The following is a 17,720-nucleotide window of genomic DNA, read 5'->3' on the forward strand; positions in this document are numbered from 1 at the left end:
GTCTCAACCAAAGCTTAATGTATTCAACGTACTTTTATGAAGCGATCGTCCCCGCTTCCGAAACGGGCTGATTTTTCAAGGAAGTTAAACAAAGTTCGCACCTCTGTTAAGTGCTTAGCTCATCTCATCACCAGTGGCAGCTAAACGGCTTCACCGTTAGTTGCGATCGCGTACCTGAGGCTGAGTGCGTAGCCTTCGCATGAGCTGTTCCTTTAGCCCCCAATGAACTCACGATGGATACCGTCATTGCGATTACAAAACAACCCTCATTGCTTCAAGCTGTACTGGAAGGCTTTATTGATGGCGTCTTGATTTTGTCTGAACAAGGTGAGTGGATACACGCAAATGATCGCGCTCGCCACATTTGCGATCAACTCACAAAAGGCATCGCCCAGTCCGATCGCGTGCCTCAAGAAATCTGGCGAGCGTGTCAGTGCCTGATCGGCAGCCTTAATCTTTATCCCAATAAAGCATTGACGATCGAAGATGAAATCACTACAGGTCAAGCGGACTCCTATCGTGTACGAGCACAATGGCTGACCCTTGAACGCTTTCAGCGCCCTTGCTTACTGATCACGCTAGAAGATCGGCTTCAGTCTGTGCAGCAGGCGGCGATCGGTGAAGGGCAGCGTTACGGACTCACCCCCCGTGAACTGGAAGTCTGGCTGCGTTACCGTGCTGGCTACTCCTACAAAGCGATCGCTGCAGAGCTTTACATCACCCATAATACGGTGAAGAAACACATGAAAAACATTCACGCCAAGCGTCAGATGGTAATGGCGATTGCAGATTGAAGCAACTAGAGAGCTTAAAGACTGGCAGGTTCTTTAGCTAATTTTTCGCTTACTTATGGCAACAGACTGTAGGGGTTTTGAAGCTGAAGACTAACAGTCAAAAGATGGAGCTATACGCTCACACTCTATCAGCTTATACTAGTAGCTTCATCATGGCTATATTTACTAGATCTGGTACGGATAGATATACTCCGTAGGTAAGCGAAGATCTTTTGATTGCCCTTATAGAGCAGCCATTGAAATTATCATACCTTTACCGAAATCACTAACTACGTTAGTAACTTCATCTAGCTGCATGACTAAAGCCGCCACAGATAGGAATACTCCGTAGATAAACGGACATCTTTGTATTTCCTTCATAGAGCAGTCATCGAAATTACCATACCTTTACTGAAATCATTAAACGCTAGGATTACTATTCAATCTATGAGCACGGGTCAGTTCGTCGCAAACTTTCAAAAGGTGGTTGCATGAAAGCAGTAATCTTGGCAGGCGGCTTGGGTACACGATTGAGTGAAGAAACGACTATTAAGCCAAAACCAATGGTTGAAGTGGGTGGACAACCCATTCTTTGGCACATTATGAAGACCTACTCTGCCCACGGAATCAATGATTTCGTCATTTGCTGCGGCTACAAAGGTTACGTTATCAAAGAGTTTTTTGCAAACTACTTTTTGCGTATGTCAGATGTCACCTTTGATATGCGCTTTAATCAAATGAACATTCATGCCGGTAAAGCTGAACCCTGGCGCGTCACGCTAGTTGATACTGGTGAAAATACGATGACAGGTGGACGGCTGAAGCGTGTGCAAGAGCACGTCGGCAATGAAACCTTCTGTTTTACCTATGGTGATGGGGTAAGTAACGTCAACATCACTGAATTAGTTGCCTTTCATAAAGCAGAAGGTGTGTCAGCAACCCTTACCGCCGTACAGCCTCCCGGACGGTTTGGTGCGATTTCACTGTCAAAAGAACAAACCAAAATTAATCAATTTCATGAGAAGCCAGGTGGCGATGGTGCCTGGATTAACGGTGGCTATTTTGTTCTCGAACCAGAAGTGATTGACTACATTACTGATGACTCTGTGATGTGGGAACATGAGCCTCTGCAAAAGATCGCTCAGGCTGGTAAGCTTAGTGCCTTTAGACACAGCGGTTTTTGGCAACCAATGGACACGCTTAAAGACAAAATGTATCTCGACGAGCTATGGAAAGAAGGGAAAGCACCCTGGAAAGTTTGGTAGAAAGTTTGGTGGAAATACGACTGCTTTGCTAGCAGCGTTGGCGAGATAAGGGTTTAGCTATCACTTAAGCAGGGACAAGAATTTATGTACGATTTTGCGATCGTCGGTGGTGGCATCGTCGGTCTTTCTACGGGTGTCGCCTTGAGTCAGCGCTACCCAGATGCAAAGATATTGGTGCTTGAGAAAGAAAGTCGCTGGGCTTTTCATCAAACTGGTAACAATAGTGGCGTAATCCACTCTGGGTTGTATTACAAACCAGGCAGCTTTAAGGCAACGTTTTGCCGTGCAGGTGCCCAGTCAATGGTTGCCTTTTGCCAGGAACATGACATCCCCTACGAAGTCTGCGGCAAAGTCATTGTTGCCACAGAAGAGAAAGAGTTACCGTTGCTGGAGAATCTTTATCAGCGCGGCTTGCAGAATGATATTAAAGTCGCTCGCCTGACTGCTGAAGCAGTGCGTGAAATTGAGCCGCATGTTAACTGCATTGCCGGAGTACAGGTTTTTTCTACAGGCATTGCTGACTACAAAAAAGTCTGTCAAAAATACGCTGAACTCATTCAACTGAGCGGTGGCGATTTACGACTTAACACTAAAGTTCTAAAGATTGTTGAAACGGCGACTGGTCAAGTACTTGAAACTAATCAAGGCACCTTTGAAACGCAGTTTGTGATTAACTGTGCAGGCTTACACAGCGATCGTATTGCCAAACTTGGTAACGTTGACCCGAAGGCAAAAATTGTGCCCTTCCGAGGGGAGTACTACGAGCTGACTCCCGAAAAACGCTACTTGGTTAAAGGTCTCATCTACCCTGTTCCAAACCCTGACTTCCCGTTTCTAGGCGTTCACTTTACCCGCATGATTGACGGCAGCGTCCATGCTGGTCCCAATGCAGTGCTGAGTCTCAAACGCGAAGGGTACAAAAAGACCGACTTTGACCTGGGTGACTTTGCTGAAGTGATGACCTACCCTGCCTTTTGGAAATTGGCTGCCAAGCACGCTGATGAAGGGATTAAAGAGATCATTCGTTCTTTTAGCAAAGCAGCCTTTGTCCATAGCTTGCAGCGTTTAATCCCAGAAGTGCAAGCGGCGGATGTTGTGCCTACTCATGCAGGCGTTCGGGCACAGGCACTCATGAACGATGGTAAGTTGGTTGATGATTTTCTGATTATCAAAGGTCAGCAGTCTGTTCACGTTTGCAACGCGCCCTCTCCTGCAGCAACCTCATCCATTGAAATTGGCAAAGCCATTGTTGCGCAAATCCCCGCGCCACAGCACTTACGCACCACCGTCAACGTTTAGCATTGATTACTAGGAAGAAGCAATGAAAGTACTGGTTACTGGAACAGAAGGGTATCTTGGTTCACTCTTGGCTCCCCTCTTGATGGAGCGTGGGCATGAAATCACAGCGGTTGATACTGGCTACTATAAAGTTGGCTGGCTTTACAATGGCACAGACTTAACGGCTAAAACCCTTAACAAAGATATTCGCCACATTACCGTTGAAGATTTGGCGGGTATTGAAGCGATCGTTCACATGGCGGAACTGTCCAACGACCCAACGGGACAACTGTCGCCAACTATTACCTATGACATCAACCATAAAGGTTCGGTGCGGCTGGCTGAACTGGCAAAAGCAGCGGGTGTACGGCGCTTTGTCTATATGTCTTCGTGTAGTGTGTATGGCGTTGCTAGCGGCGACGGTCTGACCACTGAAGAAACGCCTGTTAATCCTCAGACTGCGTATGCTGAATGCAAAACGCTTGTAGAGCGGGATTTGAAGCCACTCGCGGATGACAACTTTTCGCCCACGTTCATGCGGAATGCTACTGCCTTTGGTGCTTCTCCCCGGATGCGCTTTGACATTGTGCTGAACAATTTGGCTGGTCTTGCCTGGACGACGAAAGAAATTAAAATGATTAGCGACGGCACACCTTGGCGACCGCTGGTGCACGCGCTAGATATTGCCAAGTCGATCGCCTGTGCCTTAGAAGCACCCCGCGACATTGTGCACAATCAGGTGTTTAACGTTGGTGATACGACTAATAACTACCGAGTCAAAGAAATTGCCGAAATCATTGCCAGCGTGTTTGAAGGCTGTCAATTAAGCTTTGGCGATAGCGGCTCTGACAACCGCAGCTATCGCGTTTCCTTCGAGAAAATCAATACGCAACTACCAGGCTTTAAGTGCGATTGGAATGCCGAACGTGGTGCCCAGCAGCTTTTCGATCTATTTACCCGCATTGATATGACGAAAGAAGTCTTTGAGTCACGCGGCTTTACTCGTTTGAAACAGCTTGAGTACCTGATTCGCACCCAACAAATTGACAAAGACTTCTTTTGGAGCAAGTAATGAAATTCACAGAAACGAAGCTAAAAGGCGCATTTATTCTTGATTTGGAGCTGCGTAACGACGATCGCGGTGGTTTTGCCCGCACCTTCTGCGCCAAAGAATTTGAAGACCACGGACTGAAGCCAACTGTTGCTCAATGCAATCTGTCCTTTAACTACAAGGCAGGCACGCTGAGAGGGATGCACTATCAGGTTGCACCCGCCTGCGAAACCAAGCTAGTCCGCTGCACAAAGGGCGCTATCTACGATGTCATCATTGATATGCGTCCTGAGTCTCCCACTTACAGACAGCACATTGGCGTGGAATTGACGGCAGAAAATCGACGGGCGCTTTATGTGCCAGAACTATTTGCCCACGGTTATCAAGCGCTCACCGACGATGCCGAAGTCGTGTATCAAGTGGGTGAGTTTTACACTCCCGGCTACGAGCGCGGCTTGCGCTATGACGATCCTGCCTTCGGTATCGAATGGCCCCTTCCCGTAACGGTCATTTCTGAAAAGGATGCTGCCTGGTCCTTATTTGAAGCGGTTCCAGCCTAGGCGAAAAGGCTAAAATGCATTATTTGCCTTCAGGACACTGTTTTCTTCAGAAGGAAAGGCATGAAGCTAAGTGTAATTTTGCCCTGCTACAACGGTGAGAAGACGATCGCGGTTCAACTTGAGTCACTGGCAAAACAACAGTGGGGTGGAACTTGGGAACTCATTGTCGTTAACAATGGCTCAACTGACCATTCAATGGAAATTGTTGAGGGCTACCGCGATCGCCTACCACACCTACGCATTGTCAATGCTTACACACCTCCTGGTCCGAGACTAGGCGTTGCTCACTCTTATAACACTGGTGTTCAGGCGGCAGACGGTGATGCTGTAGCCTTCTGTGAGGCAGATGACGAAGTTGCAACAGACTGGTTAGCTCAAATGGCAGAAGCGCTTGCTCAACACCAATGCGTAGCTGGTGCTTTGGAGTACACCCGGCTGAACGAACCCTGGATTCTTGAAGCTAATGGCAATGGGGCTCAATCAGAGGCACTTATAGTGGTAAAGCACAAGCCTTATCTTTCTTTTGCCTATGGCTGTAATTTGGGTATGAAACGCTCTGTCTACGAAACAGTCGGCGAGTTTGATACCTCCTTCCCCTGCGCTTGGGATATGGACTATTCCTTTAGAGTGCAACTTGCAGGTATTCCGCTCCACTTCGCGCCTCAGATTGTCGTTCACTATCGCATTCGTCATACATGGCGCGATATTTATCGTCAAGCGCGCCGATGGGGTGAAGACAACCCATTAATTCGGAAGCGGTATGGGGTTGGGATGGGCAAGCTTGAGCTCTTTAGAAGGACATTCGCGCTTTTGCAACATCTCTTACACAAGCCTCCTGTGTCAAAAAGAGCAGCTTTTTCTAACTGGTTATTTAGCTTCGGTTGGCAAGTTGGAGAGGTGCAGGGGCTGCTCAAACACTTTCTTTTCAGCTTTTTCACTAGTCCTCAACGTTCTAGCGTTGTCCCGCAGCATAAGCAGGAAATTCAAGTTCACTAAGAACATTTGCGCCACTTAAAAGATTCTTGTAGGAGATTACTCATGTTTATTGTTGATACTGCCCTGAAAGCACGTGCCGAAGCAGGAAAGCCCATTAAAGTTGGCATGATTGGTGCTGGCTTTATGGGTCGTGGCATTGCAAACCAGATTGCAAACTCGGTGCCAGGGATGGAGCTGGTTGCTATTTTTAACCGTAATTTGGATGGGGCAAAGCGTGCCTATACAGAAGCGGGTATCGAAACCTTCCAGGTTGTAAACACGGTTGCTGATTTAGAAGCCTCTGTTGCACAAGGTAAGTATGCGGTAACGGATGATGCAATGTTGCTGTGCCGCGCCGAGGGGATTGATGCGCTGATTGAGGTCACGGGCACGATCGAGTTTGGTGCCGCAGTGGTGCTAGAGGCGATCGCTCACAAGAAGCACGTTGTCTTGATGAATGCTGAACTCGATGGCACCATCGGACCCATCCTCAAGGTTTATGCCGATCGCGCGGGTGTAGTGCTCTCTGCTTGTGATGGCGATCAACCAGGTGTCGAGATCAACCTTTACCGCTTTGTCAAAAGCATTGGTCTCACACCGTTGCTCTGTGGTAATATCAAAGGCTTGCAAGACCCGTATCGCAACCCTACTACCCAGGAAGGGTTTGCCAAGAAGTGGGGGCAACAGGCGCATATGGTCACCAGTTTTGCCGACGGTAGCAAAATCTCCTTTGAGCAGGCGATCGTGGCTAACGCAACGGGGATGAAGGTTGCTAAACGCGGGATGTTGGGCTACGACTTCTCTGGGCACGTCGATGAAATGACCAGTATGTATGACATTGACCAACTCAAATCTCTGGGCGGCATTGTCGATTATGTAGTGGGCGCAAAGCCGGGTCCTGGTGTCTTTGTTTTTGGCACCCACGACGATCCCAAGCAGCGGCACTATCTCAACCTCTACAAGTTGGGTGAAGGTCCGCTGTACAGCTTCTACACACCGTATCACCTCTGCCACTTTGAAGTGCCCCTATCCGTAGCGCGGGTCGTGTTGTTTCATGATGCTGTCATGGCTCCGATCGCTGCCCCTGTTGTCGATGTCATTACCGTTGCCAAGATTGACCTGAAAGCAGGCGAAACGCTAGATGGCATTGGCTTCTACATGACCTATGGACAGTGCGAAAACTCTGAGGTTGTGCAGGCGGAGAATCTTTTGCCTATGGGTTTGGCAGAGGGTTGCCGACTGAAGCGCGATCTTCCTAAAGACCGGGCGCTAACCTATGACGATGTGGAATTGCCGCCAAATCGCCTTTCCGATAAGCTGCGGGCAGAGCAAAATGCTTACTTTGCTCCTACCCCAGTCTTTGCCACTGTGTAACGGCTATCGCAACAGCTAGCTTGGTCTGTCCTAGCCTTTTGAGGCGATCGCAGTAGCACATTGAAGAAAACCGAGTTTCTAAACGTCAGGCTTAACAGTCTAATGTTTAAAGAAACTCGGTTTTTGCGTTAGTCAAAGCACTCTTGTCCGCCCTGCCTCTGCTATCCTTTCGTCAAATAGTGCTTTTCTCAATGAATCATTGAAGAGTAACGCTGTGCGATCGCTCGTTCGGTTAGGTATTGCGCTTCTTATCGTTCTGCTTGGGCTGGTTAACTACTGTAGCAGCACCGCTGAAAACCCCATTACAGGCGAGAAGCAAAATGTGCAGCTATCGGTGCAACAGGAAATAGTATTAGGGCTAGAAGCACGGCAGCAGATGGTGGCTCAACATAATGGCTTGCATCCTGACCCTCTGCTTCAGCAGTATGTCAATCAGGTCGGTAAGCAGATCGTGGAGCGATCGACCGCATTCCGATCCCCCTATCCCTTTGAGTTTCACCTATTGCGTGACTCGCGTGCCATCAATGCTTTTGCACTACCGGGAGGGCAGGTCTTTCTTACCGTTGCTTTACTGAGACAATTAACCTCTGAAGCACAACTGGCAGCCGTGTTCGGTCACGAAATCGGTCATGTGGTGGCGCGTCATGGTGCCGAGCATCTAACAAAGCACCCGGTTAGCCAGTTACCAGTCTCTGCTATTAATGCCACTACAAACGATCGCCAGGACAAAGCGGCAGTACTGGCACAAACAGTTAAGCAACTGGTGAGTCTGCGCTACGGACGTGATGATGAATTGGAGAGCGATCGACTGGGCTTACGGTTTATGACCGAAGCAGGCTATGACCCGCAAGGCTTTGTTCAACTGATACAAAGCTTGGGAGTCACGCGGCAAGATGGACGACCACCAGCCTTTTTTAGCACTCACCCTAGCCCCGATAATCGTGTGAAGCGGTTACAAACATTGATTACCCAAACGTATCCGCAAGGTCTTCCCAGAAACTTGAAGAACAACCGTGAGATATTTGCTCAAATGGTGCAAGCCCGCCTTTAAGCAACCCTTTCCATAAGGCTTACAGCGCTACACTCACTGGCTCTGAGCTGCTCGCCTGTGCTTGTGCATGGCTGTTGTCATCGCTTACACTAGCCGTTGAGAGCGCCAATGCTGCCTGGACAAACCCTTTGAACAGTGGATGGGGCGCACTTGGGCGTGATTGAAACTCAGGATGGAACTGAGTTGCGATGAAAAACGGATGTTTCGACAATTCGACGATCTCAACTAGACGACCATCGGGCGAGGTGCCGCTGATGGTGTAGCCTGTTTCGGTGAAGAGGTTCCGGTAAGCATTATTGAATTCATAGCGGTGGCGATGCCGCTCATAGATGACCTCTTCTTGATAAAGCTTAAAGGCAAGGGTGTTGGACGACAGACGGCAAGGGTAGAGCCCCAACCGCATAGTGCCGCCTAAGTCAATCACGTCTTGCTGTTCTGGCAAGAGGTTGATCACAGGATTGCTTGCTTCAGTAGAAAACTCAGCACTGTGGGCATCGGGCAAGTTGGCGATATGCCGCGCCCATTCGATGACCAAACACTGCATGCCCAAACATAGACCGAGATACGGAATTTGGTGCGTCCGTGCATACTCGATCGCCGCAATCTTGCCATCAATGCCCCGAATGCCAAAGCCTCCCGGGACGATGATGCCCTGAACGCCTTCTAAATGATTGGTGGCATGGTCGTCTTCAATAGCTTCAGCATTGACCCAGCGAATGTTGAGGTCGCTATCAAGCGCGATCGCGGCATGGCGGAGTGCTTCCATCACCGATAAATACGCATCGCTCAAACGCACGTACTTACCAACGATCGCAATTTCGACCGTCTTTTTGGGGCTATACAGACGATCGACCAGTGTTGCCCATTGCGTCAAATCGGGCTGACGCTGCTCCAGTTGCAGAAGCTCAATTGCCTGATGCGCCAGCCCTTCACGTTCCAGATTCAGCGGCACCTCATAGATACTTCTGGCATCTTGAGACGTAATCACACACTCAGCCGGCACATCGCAAAAGCCTGACATCTTTTCCTTGAGTCCCGGCGGCAGGGGACGATCGCTCCGACAAACAAGAATATCGGGCTGAATACCGATCGATCGCAGTTCCTTGACTGAATGCTGAGTCGGCTTTGTTTTCATTTCCCCTGCGGAAGGGATCCAGGGCACCAGCGTGACGTGCATATACAGCACATTTTGTCGCCCGACATCTTTACGAAACTGGCGAATCGCTTCGAGAAACGGCAGCGACTCAATATCGCCGACTGTTCCGCCGATTTCGGTAATGACAACATCAGGGTTCGTGTCCTTAGCAACGCGCCGTACCCGTTCCTTAATTTCGTTAGTGATGTGGGGAATTACCTGCACAGTGCCGCCGTCATAATCACCCCGGCGCTCTCGATTCAGCACTGCCTGATAGATTGAGCCCGTTGTCACACTGTTGAGCCGCGACATTGACGTATCAGTGAAGCGTTCGTAGTGCCCCAAGTCGAGATCTGTTTCGGCACCATCTTCGGTGACAAACACCTCACCGTGTTGAAAGGGACTCATCGTACCTGGGTCAACGTTAATGTAGGGATCAAGCTTCAGGATGGAAACGGAGTACTGCCGCGACTTGAGCAAGCGCCCTAAACTAGCTGCTACAATCCCCTTGCCAATGCTAGAAACGACACCGCCCGTTACAAAAACAAACTTAGTAGCCATAGGTTAGGGAAGAAATAGAGTAAGGGACTTGCCTGGTGTCGTATCCAACTCATTCTGCCATAAGGAAGAGAGATGGGGGGATGCGGAATGAGGAGTGAAGGCTCAGAGCTTGCTGGAGTGGGGACAGATAAGAAAAGCTCTTTTATGTTGCTGATTGTATGTAAGGGACTTCGATAGACTGTTGAGCTGCATTCATAATGTGTCTAAAGGCAAAAGCATCAGCAGTGCACTAAACAAAAACCGCGATCGAGGATTATGCAAAAAACTTTGATGAGCGTTGGCTTGCTCCTTTTAAGCCTGGGATCATTGCCGGGGGGAGTAGTAATGCCCCAACCCGCTCAGGCTCAGGCAAAACCATCAAAAACTACCGCACCGACCAAACCCACTGGGGCAGGTGGACTTACGGGTACGTCTGGCATTCGCTTGAAGAATCCTGCTGGTGCCGCAGGACTCACACAAAAATGGCAAACCTTTAAGGCACCCGGACTTGAGCTATCGCTACCCGAAAACTATCGCGGCGGTAGCCCTAACACGACAGGCTTGCAGACGTTGATTAAAGGCATTCGATCGCTGGGTTCAGACTACGAGAAAATTGCCAGCATGGTAGAGCAAAACCCTGAGACGTTCCTGCTAATTGCGGTAGATCCAAAGCCTGATGTGAGTGGCGGCATTACTAACGTGGTCGTGAGCGCGGTTAAGGTGCCAGAAACGGTCACGGTAGACGCCTACCTTGATGCAGCAATGAAGTCATTGCCGACTCCAATGCGAACGATCGAGCGCAAAACAGTGCAGGTGGGTCAAAAGCCAGCTGGACGCTTGGTAACAGAAGTAAGCGTACCGTCTAGCACTCAAGCAGATGGGCTGCGGCAGTTGATTTACGTGATCAAAGAGGGCACAATGCTGTGGACAGTCGCTTACTCGACCCGATCGGGCGACTATCAGCAGCGGCTAGCCATGTTTGAGCAAAGCATTGCTTCCTTCACGGTGCAAAGTGATCAAACGCCTGGTAGCGGTTCAGCCGTGCCCAAACAACCTGCTAGTACGCCTGGAAGCACGTTGCCTGGAAGCAAGCCGGCACAGCCGAGCAAGCCGAAGCCTGCTAGCACAGCACCTGCACAGGAAGCAAAGCCAAACACCAGCGAACCTGCTAGCGATCGCACAGGTGACCGGAAGCAGCCGTAAACTACTGGTTCCTATCATCCACTGGCTGACGACTCAACCTCTTGCCAAAATTCTTTCTTAAAAAAGCGATCGCCCTTCTTAAAGAAAGACGATCGCTTTTTTGCTAAACCTCAAGCGATTAAGCCAGTCTAGTCTTTAGAAGTGAATGTTTGAAACTGCCGAAGGGCAGCTTGACCAATGTTAAACACTGCCCAACCAGCCGCCGCAGCAATGGGAAGCAGCACAACCACTATGCGAAGATCTAAGTCCATGTCTGGAGCCTCTCTCTTAAAGATTCTTGAATGATTCTCATATTCCATTTTTACGCAAAAGGCTCCGTTTTCCTAGCCCTTAGACGTAAATCCTAAGTCAGTACCCTTTCCAGCATGAACCAGCGCTAACGTTTCGTAACGTTTGGCATGGTCGATGAGTTCTTCTGCTTCTACATCCGAAAGCTGTCGCAGCACTTTGCCAGGAATGCCAACAACGAGCGATCGGGCGGGTACATCCTTTGTCACCACCGCTCCTGCCCCGACAATGCTGCCTGTACCAACTCGCACACCATCCAACACAATGGCTCCAATGCCAATCAAGCAGCCACGTTCAACGTGAGCACTGTGGATGACCGCGCGGTGTCCGACTGTAACGTGATCCTCCAAGACCGTTGGGTTACCAGGATCGCCATGCAAGATTGCGCCATCCTGAACATTCGTACTCTCGCCGATGACGATCGCCTCTACATCACCGCGCACAACGGCTCCGTACCAGATACTTGCTCCGGCGGCGATCGTCACCTGCCCAATAACCGTTGCGTTGGCAGCAACAAACGCAGCTTGAGAGTAGTCTGGAACAGTCCAAAAAGCAGGATAGGGTTGGGGTTGATTAGTCACAGTAAAGGATCGTAAAGAAAGGACTTATAAAATTGCTGTTAGGGGCGACAGCAACCTAGAGAGTATAATAAAGCCACTGGCAGTGACGCATAAGAACAGGCATATCCGTCCTTGATGATTAACCTTAGTTTGCAATATCCAATCTTTGGACCGGAGATTCAGTGCCCGCACTGCCGCCAGACCATTCCGGCGTTGACGCTCACAGACACTTACTTGTGCCAGCGACACGGCGCTTTTGAGTCAGACCCTAAAACAGGCGAATTAGTCCATCTGCAATCTGGGCGGCACTGGCGGCAGTGGGAAAACGAGTGGTATCGGCAGCATACTCACCCAGACGGCATCCGGTTTGAAATTCATGAAGCGCTCGATCGACTTTACACCCAGGGCTATCGCGCCACCCGCGTCATCATTGCTCTACGCTACAAAGATTTGATCAGCACTTATCTAGAGCGCAGCACGCCCTGGCGGGGGCAGGCAGATTCTCAGCGACCGCGCCTGTATGGGCTACCCGTCGAGTTTAGTCCCGATCCCAAGGAAAACCCTTGCTGGGACGTGATTAATTTTGACTTGGATAAAGAACCGGGCGCACCTGTTCAGTATCCCTATTTTCGGCTCTTTGAATGAATGGTAGGGACGTTACATGTAACGTCCCTACCGAATTATTGCTTCCATGCCTGCGGTTGCTGGAAGTGATAAATGTCTTTGATCGCCTGTACCCAGCCATCCGCAAGTGATGCCAGTATGCGATCGCCCTTCTCCCTGGTAGCCGTCGTGGGATCGCCCAGAACACCGCTTTTGGTGAGATCGCGCGTTACCCAGGCAAACGGCAAGTTCCCTTCCATACTCAGCAAGCTAGCGTCCGATAGCCCGTGAGGATACTCTGCGATCGCTCGTTCCATCTTCACCTGTTCCGGCAAGATTGACAGCAGCAGGCTCGTTTCGGCATCACCCGCATGAATGCCTAACGCCTGTTCTTTGGCAGTGAGCACCTCGTTTGCCATATTGGGCACTCGCCACGTAAACAGCGGCAACACGACAAAATCTTCATAGCGCTGGTGCAAATCTCGTGCCACCACTTCAATCACCTGCGGCTGCCCTCCGTGGGAGTTAACAAACGCTAGCTTGCGAAAGCCTGCACGATAGATGCTGTCGCCGACCTCCATCAGCGTTGCAATCAAGGTTTGGACACTCAGCGTAATTGTTCCTGGAAAATGCCAGTGTTCGTTTGATTTGCCGTAGTACAGTGATGGCAGCGCATAAGCGGGCACACTAACAGGTAGCTGCTGTAGGGCTTTGCCAATAACAGCCTGCCCGATCGCTATATCAACGGCTAGCGGTAAATGCGGTCCGTGCTGCTCGATCGCGGCAACAGGCTGGATAATCACTACATTGTCTTTGTCTGGCATTGCCTGAATATCCGTCCATGTCAGGTAAGCAAAGAAGCGATCGGGTGGAATAAAACCGTGCAGCATGTGGGAAAGGATAAAGTGGGAAAGGATAAAGGATAAATTATCAAGGATGAAAAGTTTCGAGTTTTGCATACATTCTGACTACTAGCGCCTTTGCCTTTAGCCTCTTGCCTTCAGTCTTTAGCCTCTTGCCTTCTGCCTTCTGCCCTTTGCCTTTAGCCTTCTAACCCAAATGTCCACCGTCCTCGAAGAACAACTCGGCTATTTTTTCTTTGATAAGCGCATTCTGACGCGAGCGTTGACCCGCAAAGCGTATGCGTTAGAGCAACGTCAAAAAAATGAGCACTGTGACGACCAAGAGATTTACCGCACTCTAGGCGATGCCGTGCTGAAAACCGTGCTGACAGAACTGCTGATTCGGGCAGGCTCCGACACGCGACAAGACATCACCACCAGAAAAATCGAGCTAGAGCGCGAAGAAAACCTGGCAAGAATTAGTCAGGCGATCGGCATTGGCTATGTGCTGAAGCTGGGCATTGGCGAAAAGCAGCAGCGTGCCTACGATCAACCGTATGTGCTTGCCGAAAGCCTGGAAGCAGTCATTGGCGGCATTTACTTCGACGGTGGCTTTAGCGCTGCCAGGGAAACTATTCGACGACTCTTTAAGGACGTTTTTCCGATCGAGTAGCGTTTGCCCAGCACAGGCGACCGCTTCCTCTCTTTAGCGACTGAGGGACTATGGAGGGCGATCGCTGTTACTGTCACGGCCTGAAAGTGCAAGTGGCGCTCAGACGTAGCGCAAAAAAGCTCGCTCTTACGTCTTCCTTTAGATGCCTCGACCTCAACCTGTAGACTCATGTTTTAGTAAACTCCTACCTCTATCGTGAGTGAGTTCGGGAGAAGCCGTTTTGTCAGACTTTCAAAACAGCTTAAATCTAAAATTTGTATGGAGAGGAAACCATGTTTTTTCACAAGAAAGAGCTTATCCATAACGTTGACATTAAGGAAGCAAATCCTCGGTACGCTCAACTATTGCTAGAGCAATTTGGTGGCGCTACTGGCGAACTTTCGGCAGCATTGCAGTACTGGGTGCAGTCGTTCCACGTTGAAGATGCTGGTATGCGCGATATGTTGCAAGACATCGCGATCGAAGAATTTAGCCATCTTGAAATGGTGGGCAAACTGATCGAAGGACACACCAAAAACGTCGATCAAACAGAGGCTTACAAAAGCACGTTGTTTGCTGTGCGCGGTATGGGTCCCCACTTTCTCGATAGCCAGGGAAGCGCATGGACGGCAGCCTACCTGAACGAAGGTGGCGACATTGTGCGTGATCTGAGAGCTAATATTGCCGCAGAAGCCGGAGCACGTCAGACCTACGAAGAACTGATCAAGCTGGCAACTGATGAAGGAACCAAGCAAACGCTGACGCATCTGTTGACGCGAGAAATTTCTCACACCAAGATGTTTATGAAAGCACTGGAATCGTTGGGCAAATTGGATGATCCATTCTTTGGCAACATTCAACCCGATGAAACCGTTGATCTTTACTTTAACCTGTCAACCAACGGGGAGAAAGATGAGCGCGGTCCCTGGAATTCGGACGAAAACTTTGAGTACGTTGCAGACCCTAGTGCAAAAGGTAAAGCCCCAGCGCAAACTCAACCTAAGAATCCACCCGTGCGGCTATAGAGTAGCTTTAGCGGCTGAAGTAGCGGCTATACGGAAAAAACCTGCCGCCGCAGATTGCAAAGCGCTTGCGTTTCGATAATTCCCATTGATCCCCTCAACCTTCTTCAAGAAGGGAATTGAGGGGATCTTGCTTTGTAGCGTATCGCAAGGAAATTGCTATCAGAGGGCGTGGCAGTAGCAGTTCAGCTTAGTTCTGGATTTTTGTACTGCTACGCTCTTGAATGTTGAAGGGGCGTGGTGCGCTTTTTTACAGTTAACTTGTCGCTAGAGCGCGCGCGCTCTCCCGTTAATTACTATCAGTTGGCTATGGCTCTAGTACTGTAAAGTCGATAAAGAGTAGCTGTTTTTCTTTTGCCAGCAATAGCCAACTTCTTTAGCAGTTTTATAATCCTTCTGGGTCGAAATTAAGCGTCCTCGTCGCGCGATCGCTACACGTTCTTGATCCAGCGTACGAAGTTCGACTGACTCTTCAATCAGAAAAATTGAATAAAACAACATAGAAGAAGCCGCTCACTTGCGTCGGCTTCATTCTTGGCACACTCTAAAAAATTCGTCTGTACGCTTTTGAGCATTGTAAGGTTTTAGAAGCAATTGTTGTAAGGAGTAGCCGTTTGTTTACAGAGATATGTATTTACTAGCTTTACTCACAGTCCTTTACATCTCTCCAAAATCAAGTAATTTTGTTTAACTTACAACCTCAATGATCAGCGGTTAGGCGTAATTATTTATCAGCTCCATGTCGAAAGCTCCTGTCAAGGTCTCAAGGCTCTAGCCCCATGTGTCGGCGGGTTTCGACTGCGCTCAACCCGGCTTCTAAAGTTTATTTAACTTCTAACGTTAGTTATGAGGATATAGAACGTTTAAAACGTCTACGCCAACTCTTTTCAAATTAGGTCAACTACTCCTCTATCTATCACCGTACAGACCTCCCTCTTTAAAGGAGATAAGCTAGCTTTTGCTCTGCAAAGGAGAGCAGAGAGCTAGATTTTTTATTTGAATCTAATTAGAAAATACATTTTATGACCTCCTGGGTTGAGCTTTACACTCTTTTCCTTGTGCCGTCGATGTCTTTTTCTCGAAGGGCTTTATAGGGAAGGTTTACTATGTCTAATGCTCAAGCTTTTAACACATCAGAGAATTTTTTATTGGCAGCGCTGCCAACCGAAGATTATCAGAGACTTCAGCAGTACATGGAGTTGGTTGATCTCCCGCTGCGCCAGACTATTTATGATCTAGGTGAACCAATCACTCATGTTTACTTTCCAAGGGGTGCTGTTGTTTCATTAGTGATCACAATGGAAGATGGCTCAATTATGGAAGCAGGTATGGTTGGGCGTGAAGGCATGGCAGGTCTGCCAGCACTACTTAGCGGCAAGACCAAAGCCCATCATGGGTTTGTCCAAATTGCCGGTCAAGCGTGGCGTTTGAGTGTAACCGCCCTAAAAGCTGAGTTCGATCGCGGTGACAGCTTTCAAAAATTGGTGCTCCGCTACTTTCAGGCACTTTTTACCCAGGTCGCGCAAACGGGTGTGTGCAATCGGTTTCATACAACTGAGGAACGGTTAGCCCGCTGGTTGCTGTTGGTGTCAGACTGTGTGCAAGCGGACGAGTTTAACCTCACGCAGGAGTTTATTGCTCAGATGATTGGTGTCCGTCGAGCGGGTGTAACCGTTGCTGCTATCACACTCAATCAGGCTGGGTTGCTTCGCTACACTCGCGGTCACATTAAGATCATTGATCGCTCTGGGTTAGAAGCTTTTTCCTGCGAGTGTTACCAGATGGTACGAGATGAGTTTGCCTGGCTCTACAATCCTTCCGCGACGTAATGTGCCTATGGTAGTAATTTGTTGAGCTAGAACTCATCGGCAAAAGGTGAAACGAGCACCTGATGCTTCAGCCTCAAACAGTTAAAAGAAGAATCTGAAAGTAGCGTGGCTTTTGTTTAAAACCGTACCGACACCACCGTCGCTATCAGAGTATGCTCCTTTTCAACAAAAGATTTAGGTTGCGGGACACCAGTTGCCAACTCTTGCAAGCAAATCGTCCATATCAACAGGTTTATTGATGACATCGTTTGCTCCCACTGCTAGCGCCTGATCGACATCGATATCTCGATCAGCCGTAATAAGCACGATCGGCAGCAACGAAAGCTCTCTGCTTTTACGAAGGCATTGGGTCACTTCCAAGCCATTCATTTCAGGCATCATGACATCGAGTAATACCAGGTCGGGTGGCGATTCTTTGATTTTTGAAAGTGCCTCAGCACCACTATCTGCTAGCTCTACCCGATAACCTTCCATTTCAAGGACAAGTTGCAGCAAAAGTAGATTGTCGGCAACATCATCGACAACCAGTACAGAATATTCTTGATGGTGAATCATTTTAAGGAGAATTTAAAGGGGGTTAATTAAGACTATCTTGTGCCGTTATAGTGCTCCTTTTCAGATTGCACTGAGTCAATCCTCAGGAAGAGATTTTAGTTCGGATAGACGTCCTCCTCGTTTTTTCGGCGGGGGGATTTTCTTTTTCTGAAAAAGTTTTTATA

19 protein-coding genes are annotated in these 17,720 nt (G+C 49.0%); 13 read left to right on the forward strand and 6 right to left on the reverse strand.

The window, feature by feature from the left end; translation table 11 throughout:
- Positions 1-233 precede the first annotated feature (233 nt).
- From H6F76_RS06110 to H6F76_RS06145, 8 genes are all read left to right on the forward strand, one after another.
- Positions 234-794 (forward strand): helix-turn-helix transcriptional regulator, encoded by a 561-nt coding sequence (locus tag H6F76_RS06110; RefSeq protein ID WP_190506771.1) that lies wholly within the window; start codon positions 234-236, stop codon positions 792-794.
- Between the two features lie 470 nt (positions 795-1,264).
- The gene (gene rfbF, locus H6F76_RS06115; RefSeq protein WP_190450519.1) at positions 1,265-2,038 is read left to right on the forward strand and encodes a glucose-1-phosphate cytidylyltransferase; all 774 of its coding nucleotides are present in this window, start codon (positions 1,265-1,267) and stop codon (positions 2,036-2,038) included.
- A gap of 84 nt (positions 2,039-2,122) precedes the next feature.
- Positions 2,123-3,337: an L-2-hydroxyglutarate oxidase gene (gene lhgO / locus H6F76_RS06120; protein WP_190450518.1), complete on the forward strand. Its 1,215-nt coding sequence runs from the start codon at positions 2,123-2,125 to the stop codon at positions 3,335-3,337.
- A gap of 22 nt (positions 3,338-3,359) precedes the next feature.
- Complete coding sequence (locus H6F76_RS06125) at positions 3,360-4,388, forward strand: SDR family oxidoreductase (RefSeq protein WP_190506773.1); 1,029 nt, start codon at positions 3,360-3,362, stop codon at positions 4,386-4,388.
- Complete coding sequence (rfbC, locus tag H6F76_RS06130; protein WP_190450516.1) at positions 4,388-4,927, forward strand: dTDP-4-dehydrorhamnose 3,5-epimerase; 540 nt, start codon at positions 4,388-4,390, stop codon at positions 4,925-4,927. The genes H6F76_RS06125 and rfbC overlap by 1 nt, the downstream gene beginning before the upstream one ends.
- 60 nt (positions 4,928-4,987) lie before the next feature.
- Positions 4,988-5,923, forward strand: a complete 936-nt coding sequence (locus H6F76_RS06135) for a glycosyltransferase (RefSeq protein WP_190506775.1) — start codon at positions 4,988-4,990, stop codon at positions 5,921-5,923.
- Positions 5,924-5,965: 42 nt separating this feature from the next.
- On the forward strand, positions 5,966-7,276 hold the full coding sequence (locus H6F76_RS06140; RefSeq protein WP_190506776.1) for a Gfo/Idh/MocA family oxidoreductase: 1,311 nt from the start codon (positions 5,966-5,968) through the stop codon (positions 7,274-7,276).
- Positions 7,277-7,475: 199 nt separating this feature from the next.
- A complete protein-coding gene (locus tag H6F76_RS06145; RefSeq protein WP_199321956.1) occupies positions 7,476-8,327 on the forward strand; it encodes a M48 family metalloprotease in 852 nt (283 codons plus the stop codon).
- Between the two features lie 19 nt (positions 8,328-8,346).
- Here the strand turns inward: H6F76_RS06145 and H6F76_RS06150 are convergent, their stop codons facing one another.
- Positions 8,347-10,023 (reverse strand): CTP synthase, encoded by a 1,677-nt coding sequence (locus H6F76_RS06150; RefSeq protein WP_190506778.1) that lies wholly within the window; start codon positions 10,021-10,023, stop codon positions 8,347-8,349.
- A 324-nt stretch (positions 10,024-10,347) separates the two neighbouring features.
- On the opposite strand from H6F76_RS06150, the gene H6F76_RS06155 reads away from it, so the two are divergent.
- Positions 10,348-11,205 carry a hypothetical protein gene (locus tag H6F76_RS06155; RefSeq protein WP_190506780.1) on the forward strand — a complete coding sequence of 286 codons (858 nt, stop codon included), beginning with the start codon at positions 10,348-10,350 and terminating at the stop codon, positions 11,203-11,205.
- Positions 11,206-11,333: 128 nt separating this feature from the next.
- Here H6F76_RS06155 and H6F76_RS06160 read toward each other — a convergent pair whose 3' ends face one another.
- Both H6F76_RS06160 and H6F76_RS06165 read right to left on the reverse strand, forming a co-directional pair.
- A complete protein-coding gene (locus H6F76_RS06160; RefSeq protein WP_190450511.1) occupies positions 11,334-11,456 on the reverse strand; it encodes a photosystem II protein Y in 123 nt (40 codons plus the stop codon).
- A gap of 72 nt (positions 11,457-11,528) precedes the next feature.
- Complete coding sequence (locus H6F76_RS06165; protein ID WP_190506783.1) at positions 11,529-12,074, reverse strand: gamma carbonic anhydrase family protein; 546 nt, start codon at positions 12,072-12,074, stop codon at positions 11,529-11,531.
- Between the two features lie 114 nt (positions 12,075-12,188).
- Here H6F76_RS06165 and H6F76_RS06170 point away from each other — a divergent pair, with 114 nt between their 5' ends.
- Positions 12,189-12,698 (forward strand): TIGR02652 family protein, encoded by a 510-nt coding sequence (locus tag H6F76_RS06170; protein WP_190450510.1) that lies wholly within the window; start codon positions 12,189-12,191, stop codon positions 12,696-12,698.
- A gap of 35 nt (positions 12,699-12,733) precedes the next feature.
- Here the strand turns inward: H6F76_RS06170 and H6F76_RS06175 are convergent, their stop codons facing one another.
- Entirely contained in the window at positions 12,734-13,543 is an 810-nt protein-coding gene (locus H6F76_RS06175) for a creatininase family protein (protein ID WP_190507083.1), read from the reverse strand.
- A gap of 172 nt (positions 13,544-13,715) precedes the next feature.
- Here H6F76_RS06175 and H6F76_RS06180 point away from each other — a divergent pair, with 172 nt between their 5' ends.
- Entirely contained in the window at positions 13,716-14,171 is a 456-nt protein-coding gene (locus H6F76_RS06180; protein WP_190506785.1) for a ribonuclease III domain-containing protein, read from the forward strand.
- 272 nt (positions 14,172-14,443) lie between these two features.
- Positions 14,444-15,175 carry a manganese catalase family protein gene (locus tag H6F76_RS06185; RefSeq protein ID WP_190450508.1) on the forward strand — a complete coding sequence of 244 codons (732 nt, stop codon included), beginning with the start codon at positions 14,444-14,446 and terminating at the stop codon, positions 15,173-15,175.
- Between the two features lie 312 nt (positions 15,176-15,487).
- On the opposite strand, the gene H6F76_RS06190 is transcribed toward H6F76_RS06185, so the two are convergent.
- A complete protein-coding gene (locus H6F76_RS06190; RefSeq protein ID WP_190506787.1) occupies positions 15,488-15,673 on the reverse strand; it encodes a hypothetical protein in 186 nt (61 codons plus the stop codon).
- A 605-nt stretch (positions 15,674-16,278) separates the two neighbouring features.
- On the opposite strand from H6F76_RS06190, the gene H6F76_RS06195 reads away from it, so the two are divergent.
- Positions 16,279-17,001 carry a Crp/Fnr family transcriptional regulator gene (locus tag H6F76_RS06195; RefSeq protein ID WP_190506788.1) on the forward strand — a complete coding sequence of 241 codons (723 nt, stop codon included), beginning with the start codon at positions 16,279-16,281 and terminating at the stop codon, positions 16,999-17,001.
- A 174-nt stretch (positions 17,002-17,175) separates the two neighbouring features.
- Here the strand turns inward: H6F76_RS06195 and H6F76_RS06200 are convergent, their stop codons facing one another.
- Entirely contained in the window at positions 17,176-17,556 is a 381-nt protein-coding gene (locus tag H6F76_RS06200; RefSeq protein ID WP_190450505.1) for a response regulator, read from the reverse strand.
- Positions 17,557-17,720 lie beyond the last annotated feature (164 nt).

Source organism: Leptolyngbya sp. FACHB-321, assembly GCF_014695975.1.
In the GTDB taxonomy this organism is placed as follows: Bacteria; Cyanobacteriota; Cyanobacteriia; order Leptolyngbyales; family Leptolyngbyaceae; genus Stenomitos.